This window comes from Mesorhizobium sp. B2-1-3, assembly GCF_006442495.1.
In the GTDB taxonomy this organism is placed as follows: Bacteria; Pseudomonadota; Alphaproteobacteria; order Rhizobiales; family Rhizobiaceae; genus Mesorhizobium.
Map to the genome: position 1 here is coordinate 116,948 of NZ_VFWL01000001.1, position 26,927 is coordinate 143,874.

Genomic DNA, 26,927 nt, shown 5'->3' on the forward strand with positions numbered 1-26,927 from the left:
TAGTTGCCTTCAACCTGTCAAGAAAAAATTCCTATCGGGTCAAGTGGACGCCATCGCCCGCTTTCGAGCGACTGCGCCGCCCCTCACTGTCCTGCCGGACATCTCTCCCCGTAGAACGGGGAGAGAGGGGCTGTTATCGCCGGTTTCGCCAATCACCAACGCTGCAAAAAGGGTGCCGAGGTTGCGATCAGCTCCTTCTCCCCGTCACTATACGGGGAGAAGTGCCCGGCAGGGCGATGAGGGGCGGGACCGACTTCGATAGTTGAGCAAGCTGGTCCGAAGCGAGGCAGCCCCGCAGTTCGCCCGCTCACTGCTGTTCGGCGTACATCACCCTGGTCGGGGCGTCGGCAACCGCCGGCGACAGGTTGCGCTGGATCAGCGCCTCGACATGGTCGTTGCGCTGGCGGGCGCTGTCGGCGCCCATCACCACCACGATCAGCTGGCGGCCGTCGGCTTCGTAGGAGGTGACGATGTTGAAGCCGGAAGCCCTGATATAGCCGGTCTTGATGCCGTTCACGCCGCGCACGCGGCCGAGCATGTCGTTGTGGCCGCGCACCAGCCGGCCGCGAAACATGAAGTCGCTTTCGGAAAAATAGTGGAAATGCTGGGGGAAGCGCTGGTGCAGCGCCATGCCGAGCACCGCCATGTCGCGCGCGCTGGTGACCTGGCCGTCGTCGGGCAGGCCCGAGGCGTTGCGGAAAATGGTGCTGGTCATGCCAAGCTGGCGCGCCTTCGACGTCATCATGGCGGCGAACTCGTCCTCCGAGCCGCCGAGATATTCGCCCACCGCCACCGCCACGTCATTGGCCGACTTGACGACGATGGCGCGGATGGCGGAATCGACGTCGATCGTTTCCCCGCGCCGGAAGCGCATCTTGGTCGGCGGCTGCGAGGCGGCGTGGTCGGAGACCGGGATCTGCGTTTCCTTGGAGACGCGGCCGCTCTCCATCGCCTCGAACAGGAGGTAGAGCGTCATCATCTTGGTCAGCGAGGCCGGATAGCGCTGGGCCCTCGAATTGACCTCGAACAGCTGCTTTCCGCTTCTGATATCGACGACGATGGCCGCGTATTTCTGCGGCGGCGCCGGCACGGCGAGCACAGAGTCCGGCGGTGTCGTGGTCGAGCAGCCCGCAGCCATCAGCAACAGGCCAAGGGCGACGAAAAGTCTCTGGACGAGCGGAAGGCGACGCTGGTTGGACAAGGGCAAGTCTGTTCGGGTCAGGCTGTTGCTGAGATGCGGCGAAGCTAACGTAACCCGCCAGCTGCGTCCATTTGGTTAATGGCGGTAGCCCCAGCTTTGTCTGCTTTCGCAAGCTTGCGTTCCAAGGTGATGCAAAATGCCGGTCGCGGCGCTTGCGCAACCGGTGGCGAAGGGTTCTTGTTGCGCTTTCGGATTCGATGAGAGCGCTATGGATACGGTCACCCTCAATGCACGCGGCATTTCGGTTTCGCTGGACACCACGGTCGGCCATATCGCCGACATGGTAGTCGAGGATGGCGGGCGCCAATTGCGGCCGCTGCACCGCGCACCCTGGGTCGGCGCGCCACGCGATACGCTGCCGGCCGACTTGCCCGAGGGCACGGTGCGACTGTCCGGCGATTTCCTGTGCGCGCCGTTTTCGCGCAGCGACGTCGAGGAAGCGCCGCTGCATGGCTGGCCGGCCAACAGCGCCTGGGACGTCACCCAGAGCAGCGCCGTGGACGGCGGCTGGCGAGCCGTTTTCCGGCTGCGCCGCAAGGTCATGGGCGCGACCGTCGACAAGATCCTGACGCTGCGCGACGGCCATGCCTTTCTCTACCAGGAACATGTGTTTTCCGGCGGCCACGGCGCGATCTCGGTCGCCCATCATCCGATGACGGCAATGACGGATGGCGGCCGGCTGGCCTTTTCGCCAAAACGCTTCGCGGCCTCGCCCGCCGATCCGCTGGAGCCCGACCCCGTGCGCGGCCGCTTCCTGCTCGCCTATCCCGGGCGCAGCAGCGATCTCGGCCATTTTCCCGCCGCGGGCGGCGGCACGCTCGACCTGACGGATTACCGCATGGACGACCGGCGCGAGGATTTTGTCACGCTGGTCGAGGCCGACCATGGCGGGCCGGGCTGGACGGCCCTGGCGCGCCGGGCCGAGGACGATCTGGTTCTGGTGCTGAAGAACCCGGCGGAACTGCCGGTCACCATGCTGTGGTTCAGCAATGGCGGCCGCGACTACGCGCCCTGGAGCGGCCGGCATCTCGGCGTGCTCGGCATCGAGGACGGGCGCACGGCGATAGGCCACGCCGCCTCGATCGGCGACAACTGGCTGACGCGCGAAGGCGTGGCGACGGCGTTCGCGCTCGGCGAAGGCCCCAGCGTCTCCTTCCGCCATGTCATCGGCGCACTGCCGCTGGCGGGCGGCGAGCCGCCGCAGGAGGTCACCACGGCGGAGGGCCGCATGCGGCTGGCGGGCGGAGGCTCGGCGCGGGAGGTGCCGTTCGACAGCGGTTTCCTGCGCATCGGGCAGGCTGCGGCTGGTTGAGCGGATTGGCTTCGAACGTCGGCGTTTCGACACTTGACCACCGCACCTTACCCAAAATGCCGGTTTGAAATTTCCGCCGAGTGCCGCCAGAATAACGGTCGCGCCAACCATCAGGGGCAAGCGAGGCTGCCATGTCCGAAATCGCCCATCTCGCCGCCACCATCTTCAAGCGCGCCGGCAAGGCAAAGCGCTTCATCGTCGCCATTGCCGGACCGCCGGGGGCCGGCAAGTCGACATTGTCGGCGAGCCTGCACGATCTGCTGCCGGAAGGCGCCGTGGAGGTCGTACCGATGGACGGCTTCCACTATGACGACGTCGTTCTCAACCAGCGCGGGCTGCGCGCGCGAAAGGGCGCGCCGGATACGTTCGACTTCGGTGGCTTCGAGACGCTTCTGAAGCGGATCCGGGCGGGAGAGCCCGACATAGCCATCCCGGTGTTCGACCGCGGCATGGAACTGTCGCGCGCCGCGGCGGCGATCATCGGCGCGGAGACCAAATTCATCCTGGTCGAGGGCAATTATCTGCTGCTCGACGAGGAGCCGTGGTCGCGGCTGGCGCCGCTGTTCGATTTCTCGATCTTCGTCGAGGTGCCGCGCAACGAACTCGAGCGCCGGCTGATGGAGCGCTGGCACGAACATGGCCGCTCCGAGGAGGATGCGCGCGCCTGGATCGTCTCCAACGACATGCCCAACATCGAACGCGTGCTGGCGCGGCGCCGGGCGGCCGACCTGGTGATTGGTTAACCTGCTTAATTGTCGGTATTTTTCGACGGGAACCTTAAGGGGTTTCGCACCGTTATGGCGGGGAACCGATTGTCCTGCGTAAGGGGATTTTGCAATGGCAACCAAGGCAAGAAAACCCGCGACCGCCAAGACCAGGACGACGAAGACGACGCAGGCGAAAGCCGGCGCCGGTCCGGCGATCGCCGAACGTTCGAAGGACGCCAAGCCCAGCTTCGGTAAGGCCGCGCCTCGGAAGGTCGCGGCCGCGACCGCAAAGCCGGCCAGCGCGCGCAAGCCGGCGCCAGAGAAATCCGGCGCCGTCCGCACCGTGGCAAGCGTCGCGGCCGGCGCGGTGGTGGCGACGGCACGCGGCGCCGCTTCGCTGGCGGCTTCCGTGATGGGCAAGGGCGGCCCGAAAGCCAAGGCGAAATAGCCCAGCCGAGTCGGCCAAGGCTACGGTATCCCGCCAGGGCGGCGGGCCGCTTCAGCCCTTTGCCGGGATTGTCAGGCCCTTCTGCACCGCCGGCCGCGCCAGGCCGCGCTCCAGCCATGCCGCCACATGCGCGAAATCATCGAAGCCGACGAGGTCGCGCGCTTCATAAAAGCCGATCAGATTGCGCACCCAGCCGATGAGCGAGATGTCGGCGATGGTGTAGTCATTGTCCATGATCCATCGGCGGCCCTTCAGCCTGCCGTCGAGAACGCCGAGCAGGCGGCGCGACTCATCGCGGTAGCGCTCCAGCGGCCGCTTGTCGGCGATCTCGCGGCCGGCGAATTTGTGGAAAAAGCCGACCTGGCCGAAGATCGGGCCGACGGCCGCCATCTGGAAGAACACCCACTGGATCGTCTCGTAGCGCCGCGCCGCGTCCGCCGGGACGAGCAGGCCGGTCTTGTCGGCGAGGTAGAGCAGGATGGCGCCGGACTCGAACAGGCCGATCGGCTTGCCGTCGGGACCGTTCGGATCGATGATCGCCGGTATCTTGCCGTTGGGATTGAGCGACAGGAATTCCGGCGTCCAGCTTTCGTTTTTGCCGATGTCCACATAGTGCGGCTCGTAGGCCAGGCCGATCTCTTCCAGGGCGATCGATATCTTCACCCCGTTCGGGGTCGTCGCCGAATAGAGCTGGATCCGGTCCGGATGCCTGGCCGGCCAGCGGGCGGTGATTGGAAAGGCGGACAGGTCGGCCATCGAGAACTCCTGGGCGGGATTTCGCACCGAGCGGCGCGGTCTGGGTGGGGTCGGCAAAGAATTAGGCGTACGCCCCGGCACGATCAATGCGGCGTCAGGCGTTTGGCCGTGCACGCACAGTCAACAAATCGAATGATGCCGGCATCGGGAGCCGGCAGATTGACCTGCCGGGCAGAACACGATCGCCGGGATCAGATCGCCTTGAAGGCCAGCACCGCATTGGTGCCGCCAAAGGCGAAGCCGTTGCTGATGGCGGCGCGCACCTTGCGCTCGCGCGCGACGTTCGGCGTCACGTCGAGATCGCAATCGGGGTCGGCCTCGCGGAAATTCGCCGTGGGCGGCACCACGCCCTCTCGGATCGCCATCACGCAGGCGATCATCTCCAGCCCGCCCGAGGCGCCAAGGCAATGGGCATGCATCGACTTGGTCGAGGAGACGGAAAGCGAGCGCGCGTGCTCGCCGAAGACGCGCTTGATCGCGGCGGTCTCGATCTGGTCATTGGCCTTGGTGCCGGTGCCGTGCGCATTGAGGTAGTCGATGTCCTCGGGATTCAACCCGGCGTCCGCCAGGCAGAAACGCATCGCCGCTTCCGGCCCTTCTATGGTCGGCGCAACGATGTCGGAGGCATCGGCCGAGAGGCCGGCGCCGACGATTTCGGCGAGGATGTTTGCGCCGCGCGCCACCGCATGATCGTAGCTTTCCAGAACCGCCATGCCGGCGCCTTCGCCCAGCACCAGGCCCTGACGATCGGCCGAGAACGGCCGGCAGGTATCGGGCGACAGCACGCGCAGCGCCTCCCACCCCTTCAGCACGCCCCAGACCAGCGGTGCCTCGGTGCCGCCGGCGACCATGACGTCGGCACGGCCGAGCCTGATCTGGTCGACCGCCGATGCGATGGCGTGGTTGGCCGACGAGCAGGCCGAAGTGACGCCGAACACCGGTCCGCGCAGGCCGAGATGCATGCTGACCTGGCCGGCGGCGGCGCCCGGCATGACCTTCGGCACCGTGAAGATGCCGGCGCGATTCTTGCCTTCGATCAGGATGGCGCGGTAGTTCTCCTCGACCGTCTCGAAGCCGCAGACGCCGATGCCGATAACGGCACCCATGCGGTAGGTATTGTCCGCATGGGCGGCCAAGCCGGACTGCTGTAAGGCTTCGCGGGCGGCAATCACCGCCAACAGGCTGAAACGGTCCATCGACACCAGCTGCTTGCGCTCTATGCCATGGTCGGGCAGCGCCTTGATCTCGCAGCCGATCTTGACCTTCAAATCGTGCAGGAACGGGTTATCGATGGGGCCGATCGCCGAGCGGCCGGCGCGCATCTCGGTCCAGATCGCCGGCACGTCGGTGCCAAGCCCGCACAAACCGCCGATGCCGGTAATGACGACGCGCTTGTGCATCCGGTCAGGCTTTTTTCGCGATCAGCGCGCGAACGGCCTCGACCATGTCGCCAACATTCTTCAGGTTGCTCCAGGCATCGACCGTGTTCATCTCGATCTCGATGCCATACTGCTCCTCGAGATCGAAGATGATCTCGGTCAGTTCCAGCGAATGGATGCCGAGCGCCGTCAATTCGGTGCTGGTGGTGATCTCCTCGCCGCCCGGCTCGGCATGAGCCTTGATCTTTTCGATGATTTCGGTCGCCAGTTGGTCAGCCATTCGGTTTCTTCCCCACTTTGTCGTTTCCCGACGCCAACTGAACAGCGCCTTTTTGTCCTCGATATCAGGCCGCGACCGTCGCCTTGGACCCCCGCCAGGCGTCGCATGAGCGTACCAAGGTGGCTCCCTCTATAGAAACGGAAACGCCATCAAGCAACAAGCTATATATCGACAAAGCCGCCGCGGTGCTTAACCTGACGGCGTGGATACGATCGAACATACCCGATTTTCGGCCCCGCCGGCGCAGCGGGCGGCCGGACTGGCGCAGCTCGCCTGCGCCAGTCAAGACGGCCGCACACGGCTGCGCCGCCTCTATCAGGACGGTTCCGCCAAGATAAGGATGCCGGCCGTTTCCGGCGGCCCGCTGGAAGCCGTGCTGATCAACACCGCGGGCGGGCTGACCGGAGGCGACCGCCTCGGCTGGGAGATCGAGGTCGGCGCGCATGCCAGCGCCACGATAACGACGCAGGCCTGCGAGAAAATCTATCGCGCCGCTTCCGACCGGGCCGAAGTCAGCGTCCGGCTAACGGTCGGCGAAAACGGCCGCGTCGCCTGGCTGCCGCAGGAGACCATCGTTTTCGACCGATCGGCCTTTGCCCGCACGCTCGACCTTGATCTTGCCGCCGGCGCCGAGGCGCTGGTGCTGGAAGCCACCGTCTTCGGCCGGACGGCGATGGGCGAACGCGCGGTCCAGGGCGGCTTTCACGACCGCTGGCGCGTCCGCCGGGGCGGGGCTCTCATCCATGCCGAGGATTTCCGCATCGGGCCCGACATCGCCGCGACCCTGGCGCGCCCACCGATTGCCGGCGGCGCCGTCGCCATGGCGACGGTGCTATTGATCTCGCCGCGGGCGGAAGCGCTTCTCGATCCGGTTCGGGAGATCATCGGCGGCCAGGGCGGCGCCAGCACCTGGAGCGTGCAGGAATCTGGCAAGCTTCTTGCGAGGCTGTATGCCGGCGACGGCTACCGGCTGCGCCAGCATCTGGTTCCGCTCGTCGGCTTGCTCAACGGAAAGGCGGGACTGCCCAAAATATGGTCACTGTGATCGTGTCCGCATCATTTCAGGGAAACGCATGAACCTGACGCCAAGGGAAAAGGACAAGCTGCTGATAGCCATGGCGGCGGTCGTGGCGCGCAAGCGTCTGGAGCGCGGGGTCAGGCTCAATCATCCGGAGGCGATCGCGCTGATCACCGACTTCGTCGTCGAAGGCGCCCGCGACGGCCGTCCCGTCGCCGAGCTGATGGAAGCCGGCGCCCACGTCGTCAGCCGCGCCCAGGTGATGGAAGGCATCGCCGAGATGATCCATGACGTGCAGGTGGAGGCGACATTCCCCGACGGCACCAAGCTGGTGACCGTGCATGAGCCGATACGGTGAGGAGACAGATATGCTTGAGCTGCGCCCGAACTGCGAATGCTGCGACAAGGACCTGCCGCCGGAAGCGGCGGATGCGTTGATCTGCACCTTCGAATGCACCTTTTGCGCCGATTGCGTCGAAGACGTGCTCGGCGGCGTCTGCCCCAATTGCGGCGGCAATTTTTCGGCACGGCCGATCCGTCCGGCGGCAATGCTGAAGAAATATCCCGCTTCGACCAAGCGCGTCCTCAAAGCCGAGGCCTGTGGCCCGCGCGAGGCCGCGTGAACGCCAGACGACCCTGATAGGAAAGACGATCCTGATAGGAAAGACGCACCGATGATCTCAGCACAGATGAAACGCACAGCCCTCTCGGCGATTCTGCTCATGGCAGCCGCAATGCCCGCCTACGCCCATGTCGGGGCCGGCACGACCTCCTCCTTCGCGGCCGGCTTCATGCATCCGCTCTCCGGCCTCGACCACATGACGGTGATGGTCGCGGTCGGCCTGTGGGCGGCACAGAAAGGCGGCAAGGCCATGTGGGCATGGCCGGCGGCCTTTGTGGGCGTCATGCTGGCCGGTGGCGCGCTCGGCATGCTGCATGTGCCGCTGCCCTTCGTCGAGCCGGGCATATTGGCGTCGGTGGTGGCGCTCGGATTATTCGTGGCGCTGGCCGTCGATCTTCCTGTCACGGCCGGCGTCGCCATCATCGGCGCGTACGCGCTGTTTCATGGCCACGCCCATGGCACCGAAGTGCCGGAAAATGCCGCAGGGCTTGAATATATGGCCGGCTTTGCCGTCGCCACGACGCTGCTGCACGCCGTCGGCATCGCCGCCGGGCTTGGCCTCGGCAGGCGATTTCGCGTGCTCGTGCGGGCCGCGGGTGCCGCCTGCACGGCGATAGGGCTCGGCCTCGTCTTCGGCGCCGTGTGACGAACGATGATCCCAGGTGAAATCATTCCCGCCGACGGCGACATCGACCTGAACAAAGGCCTGCCGGCGGTTACGCTCAAAGTGGCCAACAGCGGCGACCGGCCGATCCAGGTCGGCAGCCACTATCATTTCTTCGAGACCAATGAGGGCTTGAAATTCGACCGCGAACAGGCGCGCGGCATGCGCCTCGACATCGCCGCCGGCACCGCCATGCGCTTCGAGCCCGGACAGGAGCGCGACGTTACGCTGGTGCCGCTGGGCGGCAAGCGCGAGGTCTATGGCTTTCAGCAGAAGGTGATGGGCAGGCTGTGAGGCCGAGGGCGTCTCATGCGCGGCGTGCAAAGAGGGCAAAGGGCTTTCGGGCGAGCACGAAAGCGAGTTGTGCCCTCGGCTCAATCGGACGGCTTGGCCGCCGCATAGATGACGATTTTTCCGGGGTCGTCGAATTCCACGGCGAGAACGTCCTGCGCAAGCACGCGTCGCGAGTCGATGGCATTGAACAGCAGCGCGTTGGCCTCGATCTCCTTGCGCAGCTCCGCAATGTCGTCCTGATGCTGCTTGACCTTGGTTTCGATCGCCGGCGGCGGACCGCCTTCGGTGCGCGCGGCATCGGTCAGGAACACGATATCGACCTTGTCGAGCTTGGATGTCTTGCGCACCGTGCCGATGTTTTCACGCGTCCGATCAATCGCCCTGGCAACTTTGCCGGCTTCGGCATCGCTCCTGGTTTCTTCCTGCTTGACGTCCGAGCCGATGATCCGGTTGACGGTCTCAGGGCTTTCGAGCCCTTGTGCGTGAAGGGAGGCTCCGGGGCTGCCCACCGCCAGGAATGCCATGGAGGCGAAGGCATAGAGCCGTCTCTTGCCGGGATTGATCGCCATCGCTCGCTCCTGGACGGGTTCATTTCGCGGCGCCGTTCAGCGCCGATGAAACGAAACGGCTCCTGCCCGGCCAAGGTTCCCTTCCAGATAGCGCGGGCGGACCGGACGACGGCCCGCCGCGCAGGCGCGCCGTCAGCTCGCCTTCTTGGTGATCAGGGTCAGGGCGCCGTTGGGCTCCATGCTGGCCGCGACCACCTGCGCCGAGGTCATTCCCTTGGCCTCGAGGGCGGATTTGACCTTGGGCGTGGCATCGATCGAGCTGCGCAGCTTCTGCAGGCCGGCATCGCCGCGCTGGGCGATCACCTGGTTGACCTGCGTCTGGGTGTCCTTCGGCAGTTCGGTGATGTCGACGATGTTGACGCTCTGGATCGTCGGCGCGGCCTGCTGCCCGCCGGGGGCGGGCGCGGCCGGCGCTGCCGGAGCGGGCTGCTGCGCGGGCTGCTGCTGGGCACTGGCGGCACCCGCCAGCATCAGGGTGGCGGCAGCGGCGAGAACTATCGTTTTGCGCATGGATTTTCCTTCCATCGATTTGGCAAACGGTCGTTTTGGGGTGACCCTCCAACCTCAACCGCCAAATGGGATCAGAAGGTGTCGACCAGCGGGTCATTGCGTGACCATTGGATGGCAGCAATGTGCAGCCCGGTTTCACCAGCACCGCAATTCGGGAGCAATCACTGATGGCCAGAATAACCCGCGCCGCCTATGCGCAGATGTACGGGCCGACGGTCGGCGACAGGGTGAGGCTTGCCGATACCGAACTCTTCGTCGAGGTCGAGAGGGATTTCACCATTCATGGCGAGGAGGTGAAATTCGGCGGCGGCAAGGTCATCCGCGACGGCATGGGCCAGAGCCAGGTTTCCCGCGCTGAAGGAGCGGTCGACACCGTCATCACCAATGCGCTGGTGATCGACGCCAGCGCCGGCATCTTCAAGGCCGATATCGGCCTCAGGGACGGCCGCATCGCGGCAATCGGCAAGGCCGGCAACCCGGACACACAGGATGGCGTCACCATCATCATCGGCCCCGGCACCGAGATCATCGCCGGCGAAGGCAAGATCCTTACCGCAGGCGGCTTCGACGCGCATATCCATTTCATCTGTCCGCAGCAGATCGAGGAAGCGCTGATGTCGGGCATCACCACGATGCTCGGCGGCGGCACCGGCCCGGCGCACGGCACGCTCGCCACCACCTGCACGCCCGGGCCATGGCACATGGCGCGCATGATCCAGTCCTTCGACGCCTTCCCGATGAATATCGGCCTGTCGGGCAAGGGCAACGCTTCCCTGCCCGCGGCACTGGAGGAGATGGTGCTGGGCGGCGCCTGCTCGCTGAAGCTCCACGAGGACTGGGGCACGACGCCGGCCGCGATCGACTGCTGCCTGTCGGTGGCCGACGACCATGACGTGCAGGTGATGATCCACACCGACACGCTCAACGAGAGCGGCTTCGTCGAGAACACGGTGGCGGCGATCAAGGGCCGCACCATCCACGCCTTCCACACCGAAGGCGCGGGCGGCGGGCATGCGCCCGACATCATCAAGGTCTGCGGCCTGCCCAACGTCATCCCGTCCTCGACCAACCCGACGCGGCCCTACACGGTCAACACGCTGGCCGAGCATCTCGACATGCTGATGGTCTGCCACCATCTGTCGCCGTCGATCCCGGAAGACATCGCCTTCGCCGAAAGCCGCATCCGCAAGGAGACCATCGCGGCGGAAGACATTCTGCACGACATCGGTGCCTTCTCGATCATCTCCTCGGACTCACAAGCGATGGGCCGCGTCGGCGAGGTGGCGATCCGGACCTGGCAGACCGCCGACAAGATGAAGCGCCAGCGCGGTTCGCTGCCGCAGGAGACCGGCAACAACGACAATTTCCGCGTCCGCCGCTATATCGCCAAATACACGATCAACCCGGCCATCGCGCACGGGCTGTCGAAGGAGATTGGTTCGATCGCTGTCGGCAAGCGCGCCGACCTGGTGCTGTGGAACCCGGCCTTCTTCGGCGTCAAGCCTGATATGGTACTGATCGGCGGCATGATCGCGGCCGCTCCCATGGGCGACCCCAACGCCTCGATCCCGACGCCGCAGCCGATGCACTATCGGCCGATGTTCGGCGCCTATGGCAAGGCGCGCACCAACTCGTCGGTAACCTTCGTCTCGAAGGCGGCACTAGAGTCCGGTCTGCACGGCCGGCTCGGCGTCGACAAGCAGTTCGCCGCGGTCGAAAACACGCGTGGCGGCATCGGCAAGCACTCCATGGTGCTCAACGACGCCACGCCGCATATCGAAGTCGATCCCGAGACTTACGAGGTTCGTGCCGACGGCGAACTCTTGACCTGCGAACCAGCGACGGTGCTGCCGATGGCGCAGCGATATTTTCTGTTTTGATAAGATCGCCGCGAGCCATTGCCCTCGTTAAATGCGGCGGTGAGTGGGTTGTGCCGACTGCCCGAATGGGCCCACTCGTTCTCCGCAGGCTTGGAAATTGTGCACTTTGGGAGCAATATCTCCTCAATGAACAAGATATTTCGCAAACAGCAATTGACGCCCTACGAGGCCGACTATGCTCAGTGGTGCGCCGAGCAGGGCGCGTTGCTGCGCGAAGGTCGTCTTTCCGACCTCGATCGTGAGAATGTTGCCGAGGAGATCGAGAGCTTGGGGCGGAGCGACAAAAGGGAAATTGCGAGCAGGCTTGGCACTTTGGTCCTTCACTTGCTAAAATGGGAGTTTCAGTCTGAGCAGCGCAAAACGGGCTGGTTGCTGACAATTCGGGAGCAACGGCTTCGGATTGAGGGCCTGCTTGATGAAAGTCCGAGCCTCAAAAAATATCCTGCGCAGGTGCTCGATCGAGAGTTCAAGATAGCAAGATTAAAGGCCTTGGACGAAACAGGCCTGAGAGATCGGGATTTCCCTGTCCATTGCCCCTATGGGATCAAGGAAATCTTGGACGATGATTATTTCCCAGGATCACCGTGGTCTTCAGACAACCTTATGCGCGAATAGACTGATAGTGGTGTGTTGACGGACGTTCCATCACCTGGCGAGCATTCGGCATGGCCACCGAAATAGCTTCGCCCCACGACATCTTCCCGCATATCCGCATCGTCCTGGGCATGGTGATCGGGCTCGGCGTCGCGCGCCTGTTGTCGGGGGTGGCGCGCATCGTCCAGCATCCCGGCCAGTACCGGCTCTATACGGTGCATCTGGCCTGGGTCGCTTCGGTGCTGTTGATGCTGGTGCATTTCTGGTGGTGGGAGTTCGGCCTCTACGCCATCGAAACATGGACCTTCGGCAAGTACCTGTTCATCATCTTCTACGCCATCACCCTGTTCCTGCTCTGCGCGCTGCTGTTTCCGGATTCGATGCTCGACTACACCAGCTATGAGGATTTCTTCTATTCGCGCCGCGCCTGGTTCTTCGGCCTGCTGGCCGCGACCTACGTGCTCGACGTGATCGACACGCTGCTGAAGGGGCCGGAGCATTTCGCCCGCTTCGGCAACGAATATCTGTTCCGCACGCCGGTCTTCGTCGCGCTGTGCATCGCCGCGATCCTGGTGCGCGACCGCCGGTTTCACATCGCCTTCGTCGCGGCGGCGCTGATTTACCAGGTATCGTTCATCCTGCGGCTGTTCGACACGATCGTATGACGGCCGCGGATGCTCTAGGCTGACCGGGAAAGGCAGGGTTCAATCATGTACAAGGCCGTCGGATCGCGTGGATCCCGGGTTAGCCGTGTTCTGTGGATGCTCGAAGAACTCGGGCAGGCCTATGAATTCGTCGAAATTCCCCTGCGCTCGCCCGAAGCCTATGCGCTCAATCCCTCGGGCAAGGTGCCGATCTTGATCGACGGCGAGCTGACGCTGACGGATTCGGCGGCGATCTGCGTCTATCTCGCCGATAAGCACGCGGATAAGGGCATGGGCGCCAGTCCCGGCCTCGCAGGCCGCGCCGAAATGGATTCCTGGATGCATTTCGCCCAGTCCGAGCTGGAAGCGCCATTATGGAACAAATTGCGCCACCGTTTCCTGCTGCCCAGAGAGGTCCGGGTCGATGTCGGCCCCGCGGTCGCCTACGATTTCGCCTCCGAGGTCAAGGCGCTGGACCGCCGGCTGGGCGACAAGCCTTTCGCGCTCGGCGACCGGTTCTCGGCTGTCGACGTGCTGCTCGGCGACATGGGCGGCTGGGCCAGAGCCGGCCGCTTTCCAATAGAATCCGAACGCGTCAACGCCTATTTCGACCGCGTGCTTTCACGCCCTGCCCGTGCCCGGGCGCAAGCCAATGGCGGAGCCATGAAATGAAGCTCAACCTCAACACCGACTTCACGAAGTTCCCGCGCGCCATCTCGGTGCTGACCTCCGGCAATGCCGGCACCACGGCGCCATCCGGCCGCGCGGTTCTTGCCCACGATGAGCGGCATCTGCGCCGCCGGGCGATCGAATTGTCCGATGGCAGCAAGGTACTGGTCGACCTGCCGGAGCCCGTCACCCTCAACGACGGCGACAGGCTGGTGCTGGAAGACGGCCGCCACGTCGAGATCATCGCGGCGCCGGAGGAGGTCTATGATATCCGCGCCCGCGACGCCGTGCATCTGGCCGAGCTTGCCTGGCATATCGGCAACCGCCATCTCGCGGCGGCGATAGAGGCGGAACGCATCCTCATCCTGCGCGATCATGTCATCAAGGCGATGCTGGAGGGGCTCGGGGCCACGGTGAGCGAGGTTTCCGAACCGTTCAAACCGGTGCGGGGCGCCTATTCCGGCGGCCATGACCACGGCCATGCGCACGCCCACAGCCACGCCGAAGCGCATTCGCACAGCCATTCGCATTCGCACGACCATCACGATCATCATGATCATCATGATCATCATGATCATCATGATCACCATGACTGACCAGCCATCCGGGGTCGCCCTGCTGCGATTGATGGCGTGGCTGTCGCCGGTCTTTCCGGTCGGCGGCTTTTCCTACAGCCATGGCCTCGAGCGCGCCGCGCATGATGGGCTGGTGACCGATGCGGCGAGCCTCGCCGCTTGGCTTGAAACGCTGGTCGAGATGGGCTCCGCCTGGAACGATGCCGTGCTGTTCGCGGAGAGCTGGCGCAACGCCCGCGACGGCGGCGATCCGGCCGAAGTCGCCACACTGGCGGAGGCGTTGGCCGGGTCGCGTGAGCGCCATGCCGAGACCATGCTGCAAGGTGCGGCTTTCCTCAAAGCGGCCGCCGCCTGGCCCACTCCCGTGCTGGAGCGCTTGCCCGCCGATTGTGCGTACTGCGTCGCCGTCGGCGCTGTTGCCGGCGGCAATGGTATCGCGCTTCAGGACGCGCTGTCCGCCTTCCTGCAGGCCTTCTTCTCCAATCTCGTCCAGGCCGCGATCCGGCTGGGCGTCATCGGACAAAGCGGCGCGACCAGTTTGCTCGCCGGCTTCGAGCAGCTGGCCCTTGCGACCGCCGCCCGCGCATCCCGCTCGACATTGGACGATCTCGGCGGTTGCGCCTTTGTCTCTGATATCGTGGCGATGCAGCACGAAACCCAGTATTCGCGATTGTTCCGCTCATGATCGTCCTTGCCTTCGTCCTCTCATTCGTCCTGCTGGTGATCACCGCGTTGCACGTTTATTGGGGCATTGGCGGGATATGGCCGGGCAAGGATGCGGCGTCCTGCGCGCATGCGGTCGTCGGCTTTCGCGGCGTCGACGAGATGCCGGCGCCGTTCGCCTGCTTTGCCGTCGCCGCCTGCCTGGCGCTGGCAACGCTCTGGCCGATGGCTCTGGAGGGTGTGTTTGCCTCGCCCTTTCCTGGGCAAGGCCTCGCCGCCACCGCGCTGCTGATCGGGCTGGTGTTTCTCGGACGCGGCATTGCCGGCTTCACGCCCCGGTGGCGCCGGCTGGCACCGGAACAGCCTTTCGCGCGGCTCGATAGGAGCCTTTATTCGCCGCTGTGCCTGCTGATCGGGCTCGGCTTTGCAGTTCTCGCCATCACGGAGTTCCCGACATGACGCAGCCCAACGGCCCCCTTCGCATCGGCATTGGCGGCCCCGTCGGTTCGGGCAAGACGACGCTCACCGAGAAACTGTGCAAGGCGCTGCGTGAGGAATTCTCCATCGCCGTCGTCACCAACGACATCTACACAAGGGAAGACGCCATGATGCTGGCGCGGCTGCAGGCGCTGCCGGAGGAGCGCATCGTCGGCGTCGAGACCGGCGGCTGCCCGCACACCGCCATCCGCGAGGACGCCTCGATCAATCTGCAGGCGATCGCGGAGCTCAACCGCAAATTCCCCGATCTCGACATCATCTTCATCGAATCCGGCGGCGACAACCTTGCCGCCACCTTCTCGCCGGATCTCGCCGACCTCACGCTCTATGTCATCTCCGTCTGCCAGGGCGAGGAGATCCCGCGGAAAGGCGGTCCGGCGATCACCCGTTCCGATTTCCTGATCATCAACAAGAGCGACCTGGCGCCCTATGTGAACGTCAATCTCGACGTGATGGAGAGCGACGCCGCCCGCATGCGCGGCAAACGGCCGTTTGGCTTCACCGACCTGTCGCGCGGCAAGGGGTTGCGGGAGGTGATCGATTTCATCGTCGAGCATGGCGGCTTGAAGGTCGGGGCCGCCGCAAGCACGGCGGCGTGAGCCGGCTGCACCAACCGAAACCGGTTGCGGGCACAAGCAGGGCACGGCATTGTTCCTAAAACCCGGAGGATTTTTCGATGAGCATCGCCCGCCTGCAAAAGGAACAGCTGACCAACCTGCCCTTCTACGAGGAGCGCGTCGATCTCGCCTGCGCTTTCCGCTGGACGGCGCGGCTCAACATGCATGAGGCGGTGGCCAACCATTTCTCGCTGGCGGTCAACGAAGACGGCACAAAATTCCTGATGAACCCCAATCAGGTGCACTTCTCGCGCATCAAGGCGAGCGATCTTTTGATGATCGACGCCAACGATCCCGAGACGCTGTCCGGCCCGAATGCGCCGGACCCGACGGCATGGGGCCTGCACGGCGCCATCCACCGCAATGTCCGCCATGCGCGCTGCGTCATGCATGTGCATTCCATCCACGCCACCGTGCTGGCCTCGCTCGCCGATTCGAGGCTGCCGCCGATCGACCAGAATTCGGCGATGTTCTTCAACCGCCATGTGGTCGACGCCCATTATGGCGGTCTGGCCTTCGAGGAAGAGGGCGAGCGCTGCTCGCAGCTCCTGACCGACCCCAAGGTCAAGGTAATGGTGATGGGCAATCACGGCGTGCTGGTCATCGGCGACACGGTGGCCGACGCCTTCAATCGCATGTTCTATTTCGAACGCGCCGCCGAGACCTACATCAAGGCGCTGTGGACAGGGCGGCCGCTTCGCACACTGTCCGACGCCATCGCCGAGAAGGCCGCAAGCGAGATGGACGACTATCCCGGCCAGGCCGAGCGGCATCTCAGCGAGCTGAAGGCGATTTTGGACGAGCAGGAGCCGGTTTATCGGAATTAAAGCCGGACTCTTCCTTCTCGCCGTTTACGCTACGCTATCCATCTTTTGTGACTGGCGTGAACGACCGGCCCGAGGCTTGATTGCCAGGTGGTTCCCCCAATCCGTCGCTGCTTCGCAGCGCCACCTTTCCCCCCTCCGGAGGGAAAGGAAGGGAGCGTTGCTAGACGAGCGTTGATGAAAAAAAGCTTGGCGCCCTTCCTCTCCCCCGTCGATCGGGGGAGAGGTGGCTCGGCGAAGCCGAGACGGAGTGGGGGTCGAGCAGCGCTTAGCTCAGAGCCCCAGTTCAGCCCGCAATTCCTCGGCGCTGTTGATGACCACCGCACCGGGCGGGCCGTCCATCGGTTTTTCCGGCCAGAAGATTGTCTTCATGCCTGCCGCCAGCCCCGCCATGGCGCCCGGCCAGCTGTCGTCGACCGCCACCGCGTTCGCGGGATCGACATCGGCCAGATAGGCGGCGCGCAGGAACGGCTCGGCTTGCGGCTTGCCTTCGCGCACGTCGTTGCGGCTGATGGTCTTCATGCTTGGATAGGTCAGGCCGACCATGTGCAGATTGGCGTCGACGATCATGCGGTCGGAATTCGAGACCACGGCTTGCTGCACGCCAAGCGCGCGCAATTCGTTGAATATCTCGATCGCACCGGGGCGCGGCTTCAATGTCGCGACAAGCGGCAGATAATGCTCGTATTTATGGACGATCCACTCGTCGAAGGGCAGATCCAGGCCGAACTCGTCGCGCATCATCAGGTAGACCGGCCAGGCAGCGACCCCGAGAACGCGCTCATGCAGGTCGGGCGGAGGCTGAAGGCCGACATTGCGCATCGCCGCCACCAGGGCTGCTTCGTGCAGCGGTTCGCTGTCGACCAGCGTGCCGTCCATGTCCCAGAAAACCGCTTTCGGTGTCATGCAACGCTCCTTTTGGCGTTCCCTTAAAGGGTTTACCCCGCGAGATAAACCATCCGGACGGCAGAACGTGCCACCTGTCGGAACGGAAATCCCCCTGTTGCCCGCCGTGGAATCCCCCGGGCCAACGATGATCCGGCCGATCCCACGCCCGCTGGCGCAAGCAATTGCCCTGGCGATTGACAATTGCGCAGCGCGTGGTTCCCTGCGAAAGTAGGAGCGGACCGCTTCCATGACCGGCGGTTTCGGGAGGCAGGACGTGAACAACCGGCAGGAAGGCGGCAGCAACAGGTTGGACGATGCCGCGCGCGCGGGCTGGCTTTATTACGTTGCCGGCAACACGCAGGACCAGATCGCCGCCACGCTCGGCATCTCGCGGCAGACCGCGCAGCGGCTGGTGTCGCTGGCAGTGTCGGAAGGCCTGATCAAGGTGCGCGTCGACCATCCGATCGCCAACTGCCTCGACCTCGCCGCCCGCCTGAAGTCGCGCTTCGCGCTCGACCTGGTCGAGGTGGTGCCGAGCGACCCGACCTCGTCGTCGACGACGATCGGCATCGCCGAGGCGGCGGCAGCGGAAATCGAGAGGCGGCTGAGATCGCCGGCGCCGATCGTGCTGGCGATCGGCACCGGCCGTACGCTGAAGGCGGCGATCGAGCAACTGCCGCCGATGGAGTGCCCACAGCACAAGGTGGTGTCCCTGACCGGCAATATCTCGCCCGACGGTTCGGCCGCTTTCTACAACGTCATCTTCACCATGGCCGACAGGGTGAAGGCGCGGTCGTTCCCGATGCCGTTACCGGTCATCGCCTCCTCGCCGCAAGAACGCGAGATGCTGCTCAGCCAGCCGATGATCCAGCCGACGCTGGCGCTGGCCGCGGAGGCCGACGTCACCTTCGTCGGCATCGGCGACCTCGGCCCGAAGGCGCCGCTCTATGAGGACGGCTTCATTTCCGACGCCGAGCTGAAGGCGCTACAGAAGGCCGGCGGCGTCGCCGAAATTGTCGGCTGGGTGTTCGATCGCGACGGCCGCATGATCGAGGGCATCACCAACGACCGGGTGTCGTCGGCGGCCCTGCCGTCACGCGAGAAGTCGCTGGTCATCGCGCTCGCCATGGGTGAACGCAAGCTGCCGGGCATCCTGGCGGCCGTGAACCGCCGGCTGGTCAACGGCCTCATCACCGACGAACGAACCGCCGCCGCCCTGCTGGCGAGCGGATGAGCCAAAAGCCTCGAGGCAACATCGATTTGCGATAAAATCCGGGCGGGCTATCCATGCCGTCCGAAGGGGTCGTTGCCGTCGAGGAAGCCAAGGTCCCGCCGCAAGTGCGGTGACAGGTCCCTGATGTCGAGATGCGCCTTTTTCCTGGTCGCGAACCAGCCGAATCCGTCCGCAAGCCATGAAATCCAGCGATGATCCGGAGCGGGAGTGCATTTTTGCTGCGCCATGGTCATGATCGTCAACCTTCGCTATCTTCAACCCGAGTGACGGGCTGAGGATGAATGTCGGTCTTGCCGGCCGCCTTTGCCAATCGAACGTCGATAAGGACCCATAAGGAGGCTTTATGCCGGATCTCAGCTCGCGACAGGTTGCGCAGCTTCCGCCGCTGCAGGCGATCCGGGTGTTCGAAGCGGTGGCTCGGCATCTGTCCTTCACCAAAGCGGCCGAGGAACTGGCGATGACGCAGGCAGCGGTCAGCTATCAGATCAAGGTGCTGGAGGAGCGGGTCGGCGCGCCGCTTTTCCTGCGCCGGCCGCGACAGATCGAGCTCACCGAAGCCGGACAGCGCCTGGCGCCGGCGGTCAGCGAGGCCTTCGCCATACTCGGCCAGGCCTATGCGGCGGCGCGCGGCGGGGCGGACGGTCTGCTGTGCGTCACCACGGTGCTGACCTTTGCCTCCAACTGGCTGGCGCATCATCTGGGTTCGTTCCAGATCGCGCATCCCGCCCTTGCCGTGCGGCTCGACACATCCAGCCGCCTGACCGATTTCGCCCGCGAGGATGTCGACCTTGCCATCCGCTCGGGCGGCGGCAAATGGCCGGGACTGGAGGCCTACAAGCTGCTCGACGCCGATTTCACGCCGATGCTCAGCCCCAAGCTCGCCGCGAGCATCGGCGGCGTCAAGGAACCGGCCGATCTGCTCAAGCTGCCGATCCTTGATCCCGGCGACATCTGGTGGACGCAATGGTTCGAGGCCGCGGGAGTGCAAAGCCATGACCTTGCCAAGCGCCCCGGCAGCAGCATGGGCGCGCAGGCCTATGAGGCCAATGCGGCCATCGCAGGCCATGGCGTGGCGATCCTGACCAGGGCGCTGTTCAAGGCGGAACTCGCCGACGGCCGCCTGATCCAGCCCTTCGACCTGGTCGGCGACGACGGCCACGCCTACTGGCTGGTCTATCCGGAGGCGCGCCGCAACGTGCCGAAGATCCGCGCTTTCCGCGACTGGATCCTGGCCGAGATCACCTGCTGACCGGCTAACTCCAGGATCAAAACCGCGCTCCATCCAGATCGCCGTTGTCGCCCGCTCCGCACCTGCGGGACGGCCATTTGCAACTCGCCATGTCGGCGTTCCTCCATCGAGTGTGCGCTGCACCATCGAATCTGGCTTGACATAATTCACTCTTAGTGAGTAATTGCTCACAGCCAAGGCAAATGCTCATCTTGGTCCATGGGAGGAATTTGATGAAACTTCGTACGCTCATCCTGGGCTTGTGCTCGGCCAGCGCGCTCGCGTTCGCGGCACATGCCGAATCCATCACCATCGCCACCGTCAACAATGGCGATATGGTCCGCATGCAGAAGCTGACCGACGACTTCACCAAGGCGAACCCCGACATCCAGCTCAACTGGGTGACGCTGGAAGAGAACGTGCTGCGCGAGCGCGTGACCACCGACATCGCCACCAAGGGCGGCCAGTATGACGTGATGACCATCGGCACCTACGAGGTCCCGATCTGGGCCAAGCAGAGCTGGCTGTTGCCGCTCGACAAGCTCGGCGACGACTACGACGCCAAGGACATCATCCCGGCGATCGCCGGCGGCCTCTCGGTCGACGGCAAGCTCTATGCCGCGCCCTTCTACGGCGAAAGCTCCTTCGTCATGTACCGCAAGGACCTGATGGAGAAGGCGGGGCTGAAGATGCCCGACGCGCCGACCTGGGACTTCATCAAGCAGGCCGCCGACAAGATGACCGACCGCGCCAATGGCGTGAACGGCGTGTGCCTGCGCGGCAAGGCCGGCTGGGGCGAGAACATGGCCTTCCTGACCGCCATGTCGAACTCCTTCGGCGCGCGCTGGTTCGACGAGAACTGGAAGCCGCAATTCGACCAGCCCGAATGGAAGAACACCTTGCAGTTCTATGTCGACCTGATGAAGGCCGACGGGCCGGAGGGCGCGTCCTCCAACGGCTTCAACGAGAATTTGGCGCTGTTCCAGCAGGGCAAGTGCGGCATGTGGATCGACGCCACCGTCGCCGCCTCCTTCGTCTCCGATCCCAAGGCCTCGCAGGTCGCCGACAAGGTCGGTTACGCGCTGGCGCCTGACAATGGGCTCGGCAAGCGCGGCAACTGGCTGTGGGCATGGTCGCTGGCCATTCCCGCCGGCACGCAGAAGGCCGATGCCGCCGAGAAGTTCGTGTCATGGGCAACCAGCAAGCATTATGCAGAACTGGTCGCCTCGAAGGAAGGCTGGGCCAACGTCCCTCCGGGAACGCGCTCCTCGCTCTACGCCAATCCAGAGTACCAGAAGGCGGCTCCGTTCGCCAAGATGACGCTGGACTCCATCAATGCTGCCGACCCGACGCATCCGACCGTCAAGCCGGTGCCCTATGTCGGCGTGCAGTTCGTCGCCATCCCCGAATTCCAGGGCCTCGGCACGACCGTCGGCCAGCTGTTCTCGGCAGCCCTTGCCGGCCAGTCGAGCGTCGACGACGCGCTGAAGCAGGCCCAGGACGCCGCAACCGCGGCGATGACCGAGGGCGGCTACATCCAGTAAGGCTCCTCCCGGTGCCTAAGGCCGGTCGCCGACCATGGCCGGCAACGGCCGCCCGAAACCCAGTTCGGGCGGCCACTTCCCGACAGCTCGAGAAAATTCCGTCCGATCCTTGAAGGGTGACCGTCATGGCTACTCAGCAGACCCGTTCGCTTGCCCGTTTCATGATGGCGCCATCCGTCGTCCTGCTGCTCGTCTGGATGGTCGTTCCGCTGGCGCTCACGCTCTGGTTCTCCTTCCAGCAGTACAATCCGCTCAATCCGATCCGCGACGGCTTCGTCGGCTTCTCCAATTACGCGCTGTTCTATTCCAACCCGGCCTTCCTGCAATCGATCCTGAACACGCTGCTGATCGTCGTCAGCGTGCTTGTGATCACCGTGGTCGGCGGCATCCTGCTGGCGCTTTTGATCGACCAGCCGATGTGGGGCCAGGGTATCGTGCGCATCCTCGTCATCTCGCCGTTCTTCGTCATGCCGCCGGTGGCGGCCCTGGTCTGGAAGAACATGATCATGCATCCGCAATACGGCGTCTTCGCCGACATAGCGCGGTTCTTCGGCCTCCAGCCCATAGACTGGTTCGGACAATATCCGCTGACCGCCATCATCATCATCGTCGCCTGGCAGTGGCTGCCTTTCGCGACGCTCATTCTTTTGACTTCGCTTCAGTCGCTGGACGGCGAGCAGAAGGAGGCCGCCGAGATGGACGGCGCCGGCTTCATCAGCCGCTTCATCTACCTGACGCTGCCGCACATGTCGCGGGCGATCACCGTCGTCATCCTGATCCAGACGATCTTCCTGCTTTCGGTCTATGCCGAGATCCTCGTCACCACCAATGGCGGCCCGGGATACGCCTCCACCAACCTGCCCTTCCTGGTCTACCAGAAGGCGCTGCTCGAATTCAAAATCGGCCAGGCCTCCGCCGGCGGCATCATCGCGGTCATTCTCGCCAACATCGTCGCCTTCTTCGCCATGCGCGCCGTCGGCAAGAACCTGGACAGATAAGGGAGGAAAAGATGGCACGCGCAGTCACAACCCGGCACAAGACGATCGCGACGGCGGCCGCCTGGATCGTCGCCCTGCTGATCTTCTTCCCGATCCTCTACACCATCATCACCTCGTTCAAGTCGGAACAGGAGGCGATCCAGGGCTTCAACCTGATCCCGTCCGGGACCTTCGAGAGCTATTCCGAGGTCCAGGCGCAGAACGGCTATTTCAAGTTCTTCCTGAACTCGGTGCTGCTCTCGGTCGGCTCGACCATCCTGGCCCTTCTGGTCGCCATTCCGGCGGCCTGGTCGATGGCGTTCTCGCCGACCAAGCGGACCAAGGACATTTTGATGTGGATGCTGTCCACCAAGATGATGCCGGCCGTGGCCGTACTGTTTCCGATCTACCTGATCTTCCGCGACACCGGCCTGCTCGACAGCCGCATCGGCCTGATGGTGATGCTGATGCTGATCAACCTGCCGATCGTGGTGTGGATGCTCTACACCTATTTCCGAGAAATCCCCGGCGAGATCCTGGAAGCGGCGCGCATGGACGGCGCCTCGCTGTGGAACGAGATCATCTATGTGCTCACACCCATGGCGGTGCCGGGCATCGCCTCGACCATGCTGCTCAACATCATCCTGGCCTGGAACGAAGCGTTCTGGACGATCCGGCTGACCACGACGGAAGCAGCACCCTTGACCGCCTTCATCAGCTCCTTCTCCAGCCCGCAAGGCCTGTTCTGGGCGAAGCTCTCGGCCGCCTCGACGCTGGCGATCGCGCCGATCCTGATCATGGGCTGGTTCAGCCAGAAGCAACTGGTGCGCGGCCTGACCTTCGGTGCGGTGAAGTAGGGGCGGCGCCGTGAAGTAGCAGCGTGCGCCAGGCGGCGGACGGAAATCCACCGGGAGGAAAGCATGGGAAATATCACGCTCAAGAACGTCTCGAAATCCTTCGGCTCGACGTCGATCATTCCGAACATCGATCTCGTCATCGAGGACGGCGAGTTCGTCGTCTTCGTCGGCCCGTCGGGCTGCGGCAAGTCCACGCTGCTGCGCCTGATCGCCGGCCTGGAGGACACCAGCGGCGGCACCATCAACATTGACGGCCGCGACGTCACCGGCGAGGCGCCGGCCAAGCGCAAGCTTGCCATGGTGTTCCAGTCCTATGCGCTTTACCCGCACATGACGGTGGCCAAGAACATCGCCTTCCCACTGAAGATGGCGGGCGAGAACCAGGCGACCATTGACAGGAAGGTGAAGGACGCCGCGCGCGTGCTCAACCTCACCAACTATCTGGAGCGCCGCCCCGGCCAGCTTTCCGGCGGCCAGCGCCAGCGCGTCGCCATCGGCCGCGCCATCGTGCGCCAGCCTTCGGCCTTCCTGTTCGATGAACCCTTGTCCAACCTCGACGCGGCACTGCGCGGCACGATGCGGCTGGAGATCAGCGAACTGCACCACCAGCTCAAGACGACGATGATCTACGTCACCCACGACCAGGTCGAGGCGATGACCATGGCCGACAAGATCGTCGTGCTGAATGCCGGAAATGTCGAGCAGGTCGGCTCGCCGATGGAGCTCTACAAGACGCCGAAAAACCTGTTCGTCGCCGGCTTCATCGGCTCGCCGAAAATGAATCTGATCGAAGGCGCCCCAGCGGCGAAGTACGGCTCCAAGACCATCGGCATCCGGCCCGAGCACATGGCGATCTCGACCACGGCGGGCGATTGGAAGGCAACAGTCGGCGTCGCCGAACACCTGGGATCCGACACCTTCCTGCATGTCCAGGCCGACGGTGTCGGCCCGCTGACGGTGCGCGCCGACGGCGAACTCAGCGTCCACCATGGCGACAGCATTTATCTCACCCCCGACAAGGCCAAGCTGCATCGCTTCGGCCCCGACGGCAAGGCATTGGCGCCGTGAGGCTGAAAGGCAAATCGGCGCTGATCACCGGGTCGGCGCGCGGCATCGGCAAGGCCTTCGCCGAAGCCTATGCCCGTGAGGGCGCTATCGTGGCGATTGCCGACATTGACCTCGAGGCTGCGCAAAAGACGGCCGCGGGGATCGGCGGCAAGGCCTACGCGGTGACGATCGACGTCACGGACCAGGCCTCCATCGATGCCGCGGTGCAGGCGGTGGAAACCAGGACCGGCGGCCTGGACATACTGATCAACAACGCCGCGATCTTCGACCTTGCGCCGATCGTCGAGATCTCGCGGGCGAGCTATGAAAAACTGTTCTCGGTCAATGTCGCCGGCACGCTGTTCATGCTGCAGGCGGCGGCGCGCTCGATGATCACGCGGGGAAAGGGCGGCAGGATCATCAACATGGCGAGCCAGGCCGGGCGGCGCGGCGAAGCGCTGGTCGCGGTCTACTGCGCCAGCAAGGCGGCGGTCATTTCACTGACCCAGTCGGCCGGGCTCGACCTGATCAAGCACGGCATCAACGTCAACGGCATCGCGCCTGGCGTCGTCGACAGCGACATGTGGGACCAGGTCGACGCGCTGTTCGCCAAATACGAAAACCGGCCCAAGGGCGAAAAGAAAAGACTGGTCGGCGAAGGCGTGCCTTACGGCCGCATGGGCAGACCGGAGGACCTCGCCGGCATGGCCGTGTTCCTGGCCAGCGACGAAGCCGAATACATCGTCGCCCAGACCTACAATGTCGATGGCGGCCAGTGGATGAGTTGAGGCGGGGGCGGCCTCTTCTCCCCGTGCCTCCGCGGGGAGAAGAGGCCAACATCAAGATGGCGGCCGCATCGCCTCGGAAGGCATGTGCCGCTCCCTACTCTCTCCCGGTGAAGGGGGACAAGGGTAACGAAGGCCGCAACCCGGCCAAAGGGTAAACAGATGACCGTGAAACTCTCTTCCGCCAATCTCGCCAACCTGCCGGCCAGGGTCGCAGGTCCGAAATACGACCGCGCAGCGCTGAAGGCCGGCATCGTGCATTTCGGCGTCGGCAACTTCCACCGCTCGCACCAGGCCGTCTATCTCGACGAGCTGTTCAATTCGGGCGTCGGCCACGACTGGGCGCTGGTCGGCGCCGGCGTGTTCGAGGGCGAGAAGATCGGCCGCGGCAAACTGGAAGAGCAGGACTGGCTGACGACGGTGGTCGAGCAGGACGAGGGTCATATGAGCGCCCGCGTCACCGGCGCCATGATCGACTTCCTGACGCCGGGCGATGCCGCCGCCATCATCGAACGGCTGGCCGATCCGGCGATCAAGATCGTGTCGCTGACCATCACCGAAGGCGGCTATTTCATCGACCCGGCCTCCGGCGTGTTCAACCCGACGCATCCCGATATCGTCGCCGATGCGCAGCCGGGCGCGACGCCGAAGACCGTGTTCGGCATCATCCTCGCCGGCCTGGTGCGGCGGCGCGGCGACGGCATCGTGCCGTTCACGGTGATGTCCTGCGACAACATTCCCCACAACGGCCATGTCACGTCGGATGGCGTCATCGGGCTGGCCCGCCTGATCGACGAGGATCTGGCGGCCTGGGTCGGCGGCAATGTCGCTTTCCCGAACGCGATGGTCGACCGCATCACGCCGGCCACGTCGGACCGCGAACGCGCGATCCTGGCCAAGGATTTCGGCGTCGAGGACAATTGGCCTGTCTTTTGCGAACCCTTCCGGCAATGGGTGCTGGAAGACCATTTCACCGACGGCCGGCCGCCGCTTGAAAAGGTCGGCGTGCAGTTCGTCAAAGACGTCGCGCCCTACGAGCTGATGAAGATCCGCATCCTCAATGGCGGCCATGCCACCATCGCCTATCCGGCCGGGCTGATGGACATCCATTTCGTGCATGAGGCGATGCAGGAGCCGCTGGTGCGCGGCTTTCTCGACAAGCTCGAGCATGACGAAATCATCCCGACTGTGCCGCCGGTGCCAGACACGGTCCTGGAGGATTATTACCAGCTCATCGAAAAGCGCTTTTCCAACCCCAAGATCGGCGACACGGTGCGCCGGCTCTGTCTCGACGGTTCCAATCGCCAGCCGAAATTCATCATCCCGACCATCGCCGACCGCTTGAAGGCGGGAAAGAGCGTCGCCGGCCTGGCACTTGAATCGGCGCTGTGGTGCCGCTACTGCTTCGGCACGACGGACAGCGGCGCGGTCATCGAGCCCAATGATCCGAACTGGGACCGCGTGCAGGCGACGGCAAAGGCGGCAAAGGACGCGCCCGCCGACTGGCTTGCGATGGAAGACATCTATGGCGATGTCGGGCGCGCCACCGCGTTCGTCGAGGCTTTCGCGCATGCATTGAACCTGCTGTGGACGGATGGCACGCGCGCCACGCTGACGCGCTACCTCGCCGGCAAGCTCTGAAA

General features: G+C 64.4%; 33 protein-coding genes. 25 read left to right on the forward strand and 8 right to left on the reverse strand.

Translation table 11 applies throughout. The annotated features are described in order from the left end of the window. Nucleotides 1-307: 307 nt before the first annotated feature. Nucleotides 308-1,201, reverse strand: a complete 894-nt coding sequence (locus FJ973_RS00600) for a D-alanyl-D-alanine carboxypeptidase family protein (protein ID WP_140491292.1) — start codon at nucleotides 1,199-1,201, stop codon at nucleotides 308-310. A 208-nt stretch (nucleotides 1,202-1,409) separates the two neighbouring features. On the opposite strand from FJ973_RS00600, the gene FJ973_RS00605 reads away from it, so the two are divergent. The 3 genes from FJ973_RS00605 (at nucleotide 1,410) to FJ973_RS00615 (ending at nucleotide 3,668) form a co-directional block, all read left to right on the forward strand. Further along, complete coding sequence (locus tag FJ973_RS00605; protein WP_140554591.1) at nucleotides 1,410-2,513, forward strand: hypothetical protein; 1,104 nt, start codon at nucleotides 1,410-1,412, stop codon at nucleotides 2,511-2,513. A 131-nt stretch (nucleotides 2,514-2,644) separates the two neighbouring features. Then, nucleotides 2,645-3,256, forward strand: a complete 612-nt coding sequence (locus FJ973_RS00610) for a nucleoside triphosphate hydrolase (RefSeq protein WP_140554592.1) — start codon at nucleotides 2,645-2,647, stop codon at nucleotides 3,254-3,256. A 94-nt stretch (nucleotides 3,257-3,350) separates the two neighbouring features. Further along, nucleotides 3,351-3,668 carry a hypothetical protein gene (locus tag FJ973_RS00615; RefSeq protein WP_140491300.1) on the forward strand — a complete coding sequence of 106 codons (318 nt, stop codon included), beginning with the start codon at nucleotides 3,351-3,353 and terminating at the stop codon, nucleotides 3,666-3,668. A gap of 51 nt (nucleotides 3,669-3,719) precedes the next feature. Here FJ973_RS00615 and FJ973_RS00620 read toward each other — a convergent pair whose 3' ends face one another. The 3 genes from FJ973_RS00620 to FJ973_RS00630 form a co-directional block, all read right to left on the reverse strand. After that, complete coding sequence (locus tag FJ973_RS00620; RefSeq protein WP_140491302.1) at nucleotides 3,720-4,424, reverse strand: glutathione binding-like protein; 705 nt, start codon at nucleotides 4,422-4,424, stop codon at nucleotides 3,720-3,722. Between the two features lie 191 nt (nucleotides 4,425-4,615). Continuing rightward, complete coding sequence (locus tag FJ973_RS00625) at nucleotides 4,616-5,824, reverse strand: beta-ketoacyl-[acyl-carrier-protein] synthase family protein (RefSeq protein ID WP_140491304.1); 1,209 nt, start codon at nucleotides 5,822-5,824, stop codon at nucleotides 4,616-4,618. A 4-nt stretch (nucleotides 5,825-5,828) separates the two neighbouring features. Next, a complete protein-coding gene (locus tag FJ973_RS00630; RefSeq protein WP_140491308.1) occupies nucleotides 5,829-6,083 on the reverse strand; it encodes an acyl carrier protein in 255 nt (84 codons plus the stop codon). Between the two features lie 202 nt (nucleotides 6,084-6,285). On the opposite strand from FJ973_RS00630, the gene FJ973_RS00635 reads away from it, so the two are divergent. The 5 genes from FJ973_RS00635 to FJ973_RS00655 are packed head-to-tail and all read left to right on the forward strand — an operon-like array spanning nucleotide 6,286 to nucleotide 8,681. Continuing rightward, nucleotides 6,286-7,128: an urease accessory protein UreD gene (locus FJ973_RS00635; RefSeq protein ID WP_140554593.1), complete on the forward strand. Its 843-nt coding sequence runs from the start codon at nucleotides 6,286-6,288 to the stop codon at nucleotides 7,126-7,128. Nucleotides 7,129-7,156: 28 nt separating this feature from the next. Further along, nucleotides 7,157-7,459: an urease subunit gamma gene (locus FJ973_RS00640; RefSeq protein WP_140491311.1), complete on the forward strand. Its 303-nt coding sequence runs from the start codon at nucleotides 7,157-7,159 to the stop codon at nucleotides 7,457-7,459. A 10-nt stretch (nucleotides 7,460-7,469) separates the two neighbouring features. Beyond that, nucleotides 7,470-7,724 carry a DUF1272 domain-containing protein gene (locus FJ973_RS00645; RefSeq protein ID WP_140554594.1) on the forward strand — a complete coding sequence of 85 codons (255 nt, stop codon included), beginning with the start codon at nucleotides 7,470-7,472 and terminating at the stop codon, nucleotides 7,722-7,724. A gap of 51 nt (nucleotides 7,725-7,775) precedes the next feature. After that, entirely contained in the window at nucleotides 7,776-8,369 is a 594-nt protein-coding gene (locus FJ973_RS00650; RefSeq protein ID WP_140554595.1) for a HupE/UreJ family protein, read from the forward strand. A gap of 6 nt (nucleotides 8,370-8,375) precedes the next feature. Continuing rightward, on the forward strand, nucleotides 8,376-8,681 hold the full coding sequence (locus FJ973_RS00655) for an urease subunit beta (protein WP_140554596.1): 306 nt from the start codon (nucleotides 8,376-8,378) through the stop codon (nucleotides 8,679-8,681). A gap of 80 nt (nucleotides 8,682-8,761) precedes the next feature. Here the strand turns inward: FJ973_RS00655 and FJ973_RS00660 are convergent, their stop codons facing one another. Both FJ973_RS00660 and FJ973_RS00665 read right to left on the reverse strand, forming a co-directional pair. Then, nucleotides 8,762-9,250, reverse strand: coding sequence for a hypothetical protein (locus tag FJ973_RS00660; protein WP_140491319.1), 489 nt, complete (start codon nucleotides 9,248-9,250; stop codon nucleotides 8,762-8,764). A gap of 132 nt (nucleotides 9,251-9,382) precedes the next feature. Beyond that, nucleotides 9,383-9,760: a hypothetical protein gene (locus FJ973_RS00665; protein ID WP_140514392.1), complete on the reverse strand. Its 378-nt coding sequence runs from the start codon at nucleotides 9,758-9,760 to the stop codon at nucleotides 9,383-9,385. A 164-nt stretch (nucleotides 9,761-9,924) separates the two neighbouring features. Here FJ973_RS00665 and ureC point away from each other — a divergent pair, with 164 nt between their 5' ends. The 9 genes from ureC to FJ973_RS00710 all read left to right on the forward strand — a co-directional run bounded on the left by ureC (nucleotide 9,925) and on the right by FJ973_RS00710 (nucleotide 16,727). After that, nucleotides 9,925-11,640: an urease subunit alpha gene (gene ureC, locus FJ973_RS00670; protein WP_140554949.1), complete on the forward strand. Its 1,716-nt coding sequence runs from the start codon at nucleotides 9,925-9,927 to the stop codon at nucleotides 11,638-11,640. 126 nt (nucleotides 11,641-11,766) lie between these two features. Beyond that, entirely contained in the window at nucleotides 11,767-12,255 is a 489-nt protein-coding gene (locus FJ973_RS00675) for a DUF29 domain-containing protein (protein ID WP_140491324.1), read from the forward strand. A gap of 50 nt (nucleotides 12,256-12,305) precedes the next feature. Further along, nucleotides 12,306-12,899: a hypothetical protein gene (locus tag FJ973_RS00680; RefSeq protein ID WP_140554597.1), complete on the forward strand. Its 594-nt coding sequence runs from the start codon at nucleotides 12,306-12,308 to the stop codon at nucleotides 12,897-12,899. A gap of 45 nt (nucleotides 12,900-12,944) precedes the next feature. Further along, a complete protein-coding gene (locus FJ973_RS00685; protein ID WP_140554598.1) occupies nucleotides 12,945-13,550 on the forward strand; it encodes a glutathione S-transferase family protein in 606 nt (201 codons plus the stop codon). Continuing rightward, nucleotides 13,547-14,143 (forward strand): urease accessory protein UreE, encoded by a 597-nt coding sequence (locus FJ973_RS00690; protein ID WP_140554599.1) that lies wholly within the window; start codon nucleotides 13,547-13,549, stop codon nucleotides 14,141-14,143. The genes FJ973_RS00685 and FJ973_RS00690 overlap by 4 nt, the downstream gene beginning before the upstream one ends. Then, entirely contained in the window at nucleotides 14,118-14,807 is a 690-nt protein-coding gene (locus FJ973_RS00695) for an urease accessory protein UreF (protein WP_181170861.1), read from the forward strand. Before FJ973_RS00690 ends, FJ973_RS00695 begins: the two co-directional genes overlap by 26 nt. Next, nucleotides 14,804-15,244, forward strand: a complete 441-nt coding sequence (locus tag FJ973_RS00700; protein WP_140491332.1) for a DUF3995 domain-containing protein — start codon at nucleotides 14,804-14,806, stop codon at nucleotides 15,242-15,244. The genes FJ973_RS00695 and FJ973_RS00700 overlap by 4 nt, the downstream gene beginning before the upstream one ends. Further along, entirely contained in the window at nucleotides 15,241-15,882 is a 642-nt protein-coding gene (ureG, locus tag FJ973_RS00705; RefSeq protein ID WP_140554600.1) for an urease accessory protein UreG, read from the forward strand. The genes FJ973_RS00700 and ureG overlap by 4 nt, the downstream gene beginning before the upstream one ends. Before the next feature lie 77 nt (nucleotides 15,883-15,959). Then, nucleotides 15,960-16,727, forward strand: coding sequence for a class II aldolase and adducin N-terminal domain-containing protein (locus FJ973_RS00710; protein ID WP_140554601.1), 768 nt, complete (start codon nucleotides 15,960-15,962; stop codon nucleotides 16,725-16,727). A 270-nt stretch (nucleotides 16,728-16,997) separates the two neighbouring features. Here the strand turns inward: FJ973_RS00710 and FJ973_RS00715 are convergent, their stop codons facing one another. After that, on the reverse strand, nucleotides 16,998-17,630 hold the full coding sequence (locus tag FJ973_RS00715; RefSeq protein WP_140554602.1) for an HAD family phosphatase: 633 nt from the start codon (nucleotides 17,628-17,630) through the stop codon (nucleotides 16,998-17,000). Between the two features lie 256 nt (nucleotides 17,631-17,886). Here FJ973_RS00715 and FJ973_RS00720 point away from each other — a divergent pair, with 256 nt between their 5' ends. Continuing rightward, on the forward strand, nucleotides 17,887-18,846 hold the full coding sequence (locus tag FJ973_RS00720) for a sugar-binding transcriptional regulator (RefSeq protein ID WP_140491340.1): 960 nt from the start codon (nucleotides 17,887-17,889) through the stop codon (nucleotides 18,844-18,846). A 47-nt stretch (nucleotides 18,847-18,893) separates the two neighbouring features. Here the strand turns inward: FJ973_RS00720 and FJ973_RS00725 are convergent, their stop codons facing one another. Continuing rightward, nucleotides 18,894-19,079 carry a hypothetical protein gene (locus FJ973_RS00725; RefSeq protein ID WP_140514372.1) on the reverse strand — a complete coding sequence of 62 codons (186 nt, stop codon included), beginning with the start codon at nucleotides 19,077-19,079 and terminating at the stop codon, nucleotides 18,894-18,896. Between the two features lie 110 nt (nucleotides 19,080-19,189). Here FJ973_RS00725 and gcvA point away from each other — a divergent pair, with 110 nt between their 5' ends. The 7 genes from gcvA to FJ973_RS00760 all read left to right on the forward strand — a co-directional run bounded on the left by gcvA (nucleotide 19,190) and on the right by FJ973_RS00760 (nucleotide 26,925). Beyond that, complete coding sequence (gene gcvA, locus FJ973_RS00730; RefSeq protein ID WP_140554603.1) at nucleotides 19,190-20,095, forward strand: transcriptional regulator GcvA; 906 nt, start codon at nucleotides 19,190-19,192, stop codon at nucleotides 20,093-20,095. 212 nt (nucleotides 20,096-20,307) lie between these two features. Beyond that, nucleotides 20,308-21,618, forward strand: coding sequence for a sugar ABC transporter substrate-binding protein (locus FJ973_RS00735; RefSeq protein ID WP_140491344.1), 1,311 nt, complete (start codon nucleotides 20,308-20,310; stop codon nucleotides 21,616-21,618). A gap of 125 nt (nucleotides 21,619-21,743) precedes the next feature. Next, nucleotides 21,744-22,616: a sugar ABC transporter permease gene (locus FJ973_RS00740; RefSeq protein WP_140491346.1), complete on the forward strand. Its 873-nt coding sequence runs from the start codon at nucleotides 21,744-21,746 to the stop codon at nucleotides 22,614-22,616. Nucleotides 22,617-22,627: 11 nt separating this feature from the next. After that, nucleotides 22,628-23,452, forward strand: coding sequence for a carbohydrate ABC transporter permease (locus FJ973_RS00745; RefSeq protein ID WP_140491348.1), 825 nt, complete (start codon nucleotides 22,628-22,630; stop codon nucleotides 23,450-23,452). A gap of 63 nt (nucleotides 23,453-23,515) precedes the next feature. Next, a complete protein-coding gene (locus tag FJ973_RS00750; protein WP_140554604.1) occupies nucleotides 23,516-24,520 on the forward strand; it encodes an ABC transporter ATP-binding protein in 1,005 nt (334 codons plus the stop codon). Then, the gene (locus FJ973_RS00755; RefSeq protein WP_140554605.1) at nucleotides 24,517-25,287 is read left to right on the forward strand and encodes an L-iditol 2-dehydrogenase; all 771 of its coding nucleotides are present in this window, start codon (nucleotides 24,517-24,519) and stop codon (nucleotides 25,285-25,287) included. Before FJ973_RS00750 ends, FJ973_RS00755 begins: the two co-directional genes overlap by 4 nt. 159 nt (nucleotides 25,288-25,446) lie before the next feature. Further along, entirely contained in the window at nucleotides 25,447-26,925 is a 1,479-nt protein-coding gene (locus FJ973_RS00760) for a mannitol dehydrogenase family protein (RefSeq protein ID WP_140554606.1), read from the forward strand. Nucleotides 26,926-26,927: the final 2 nt, after the last annotated feature.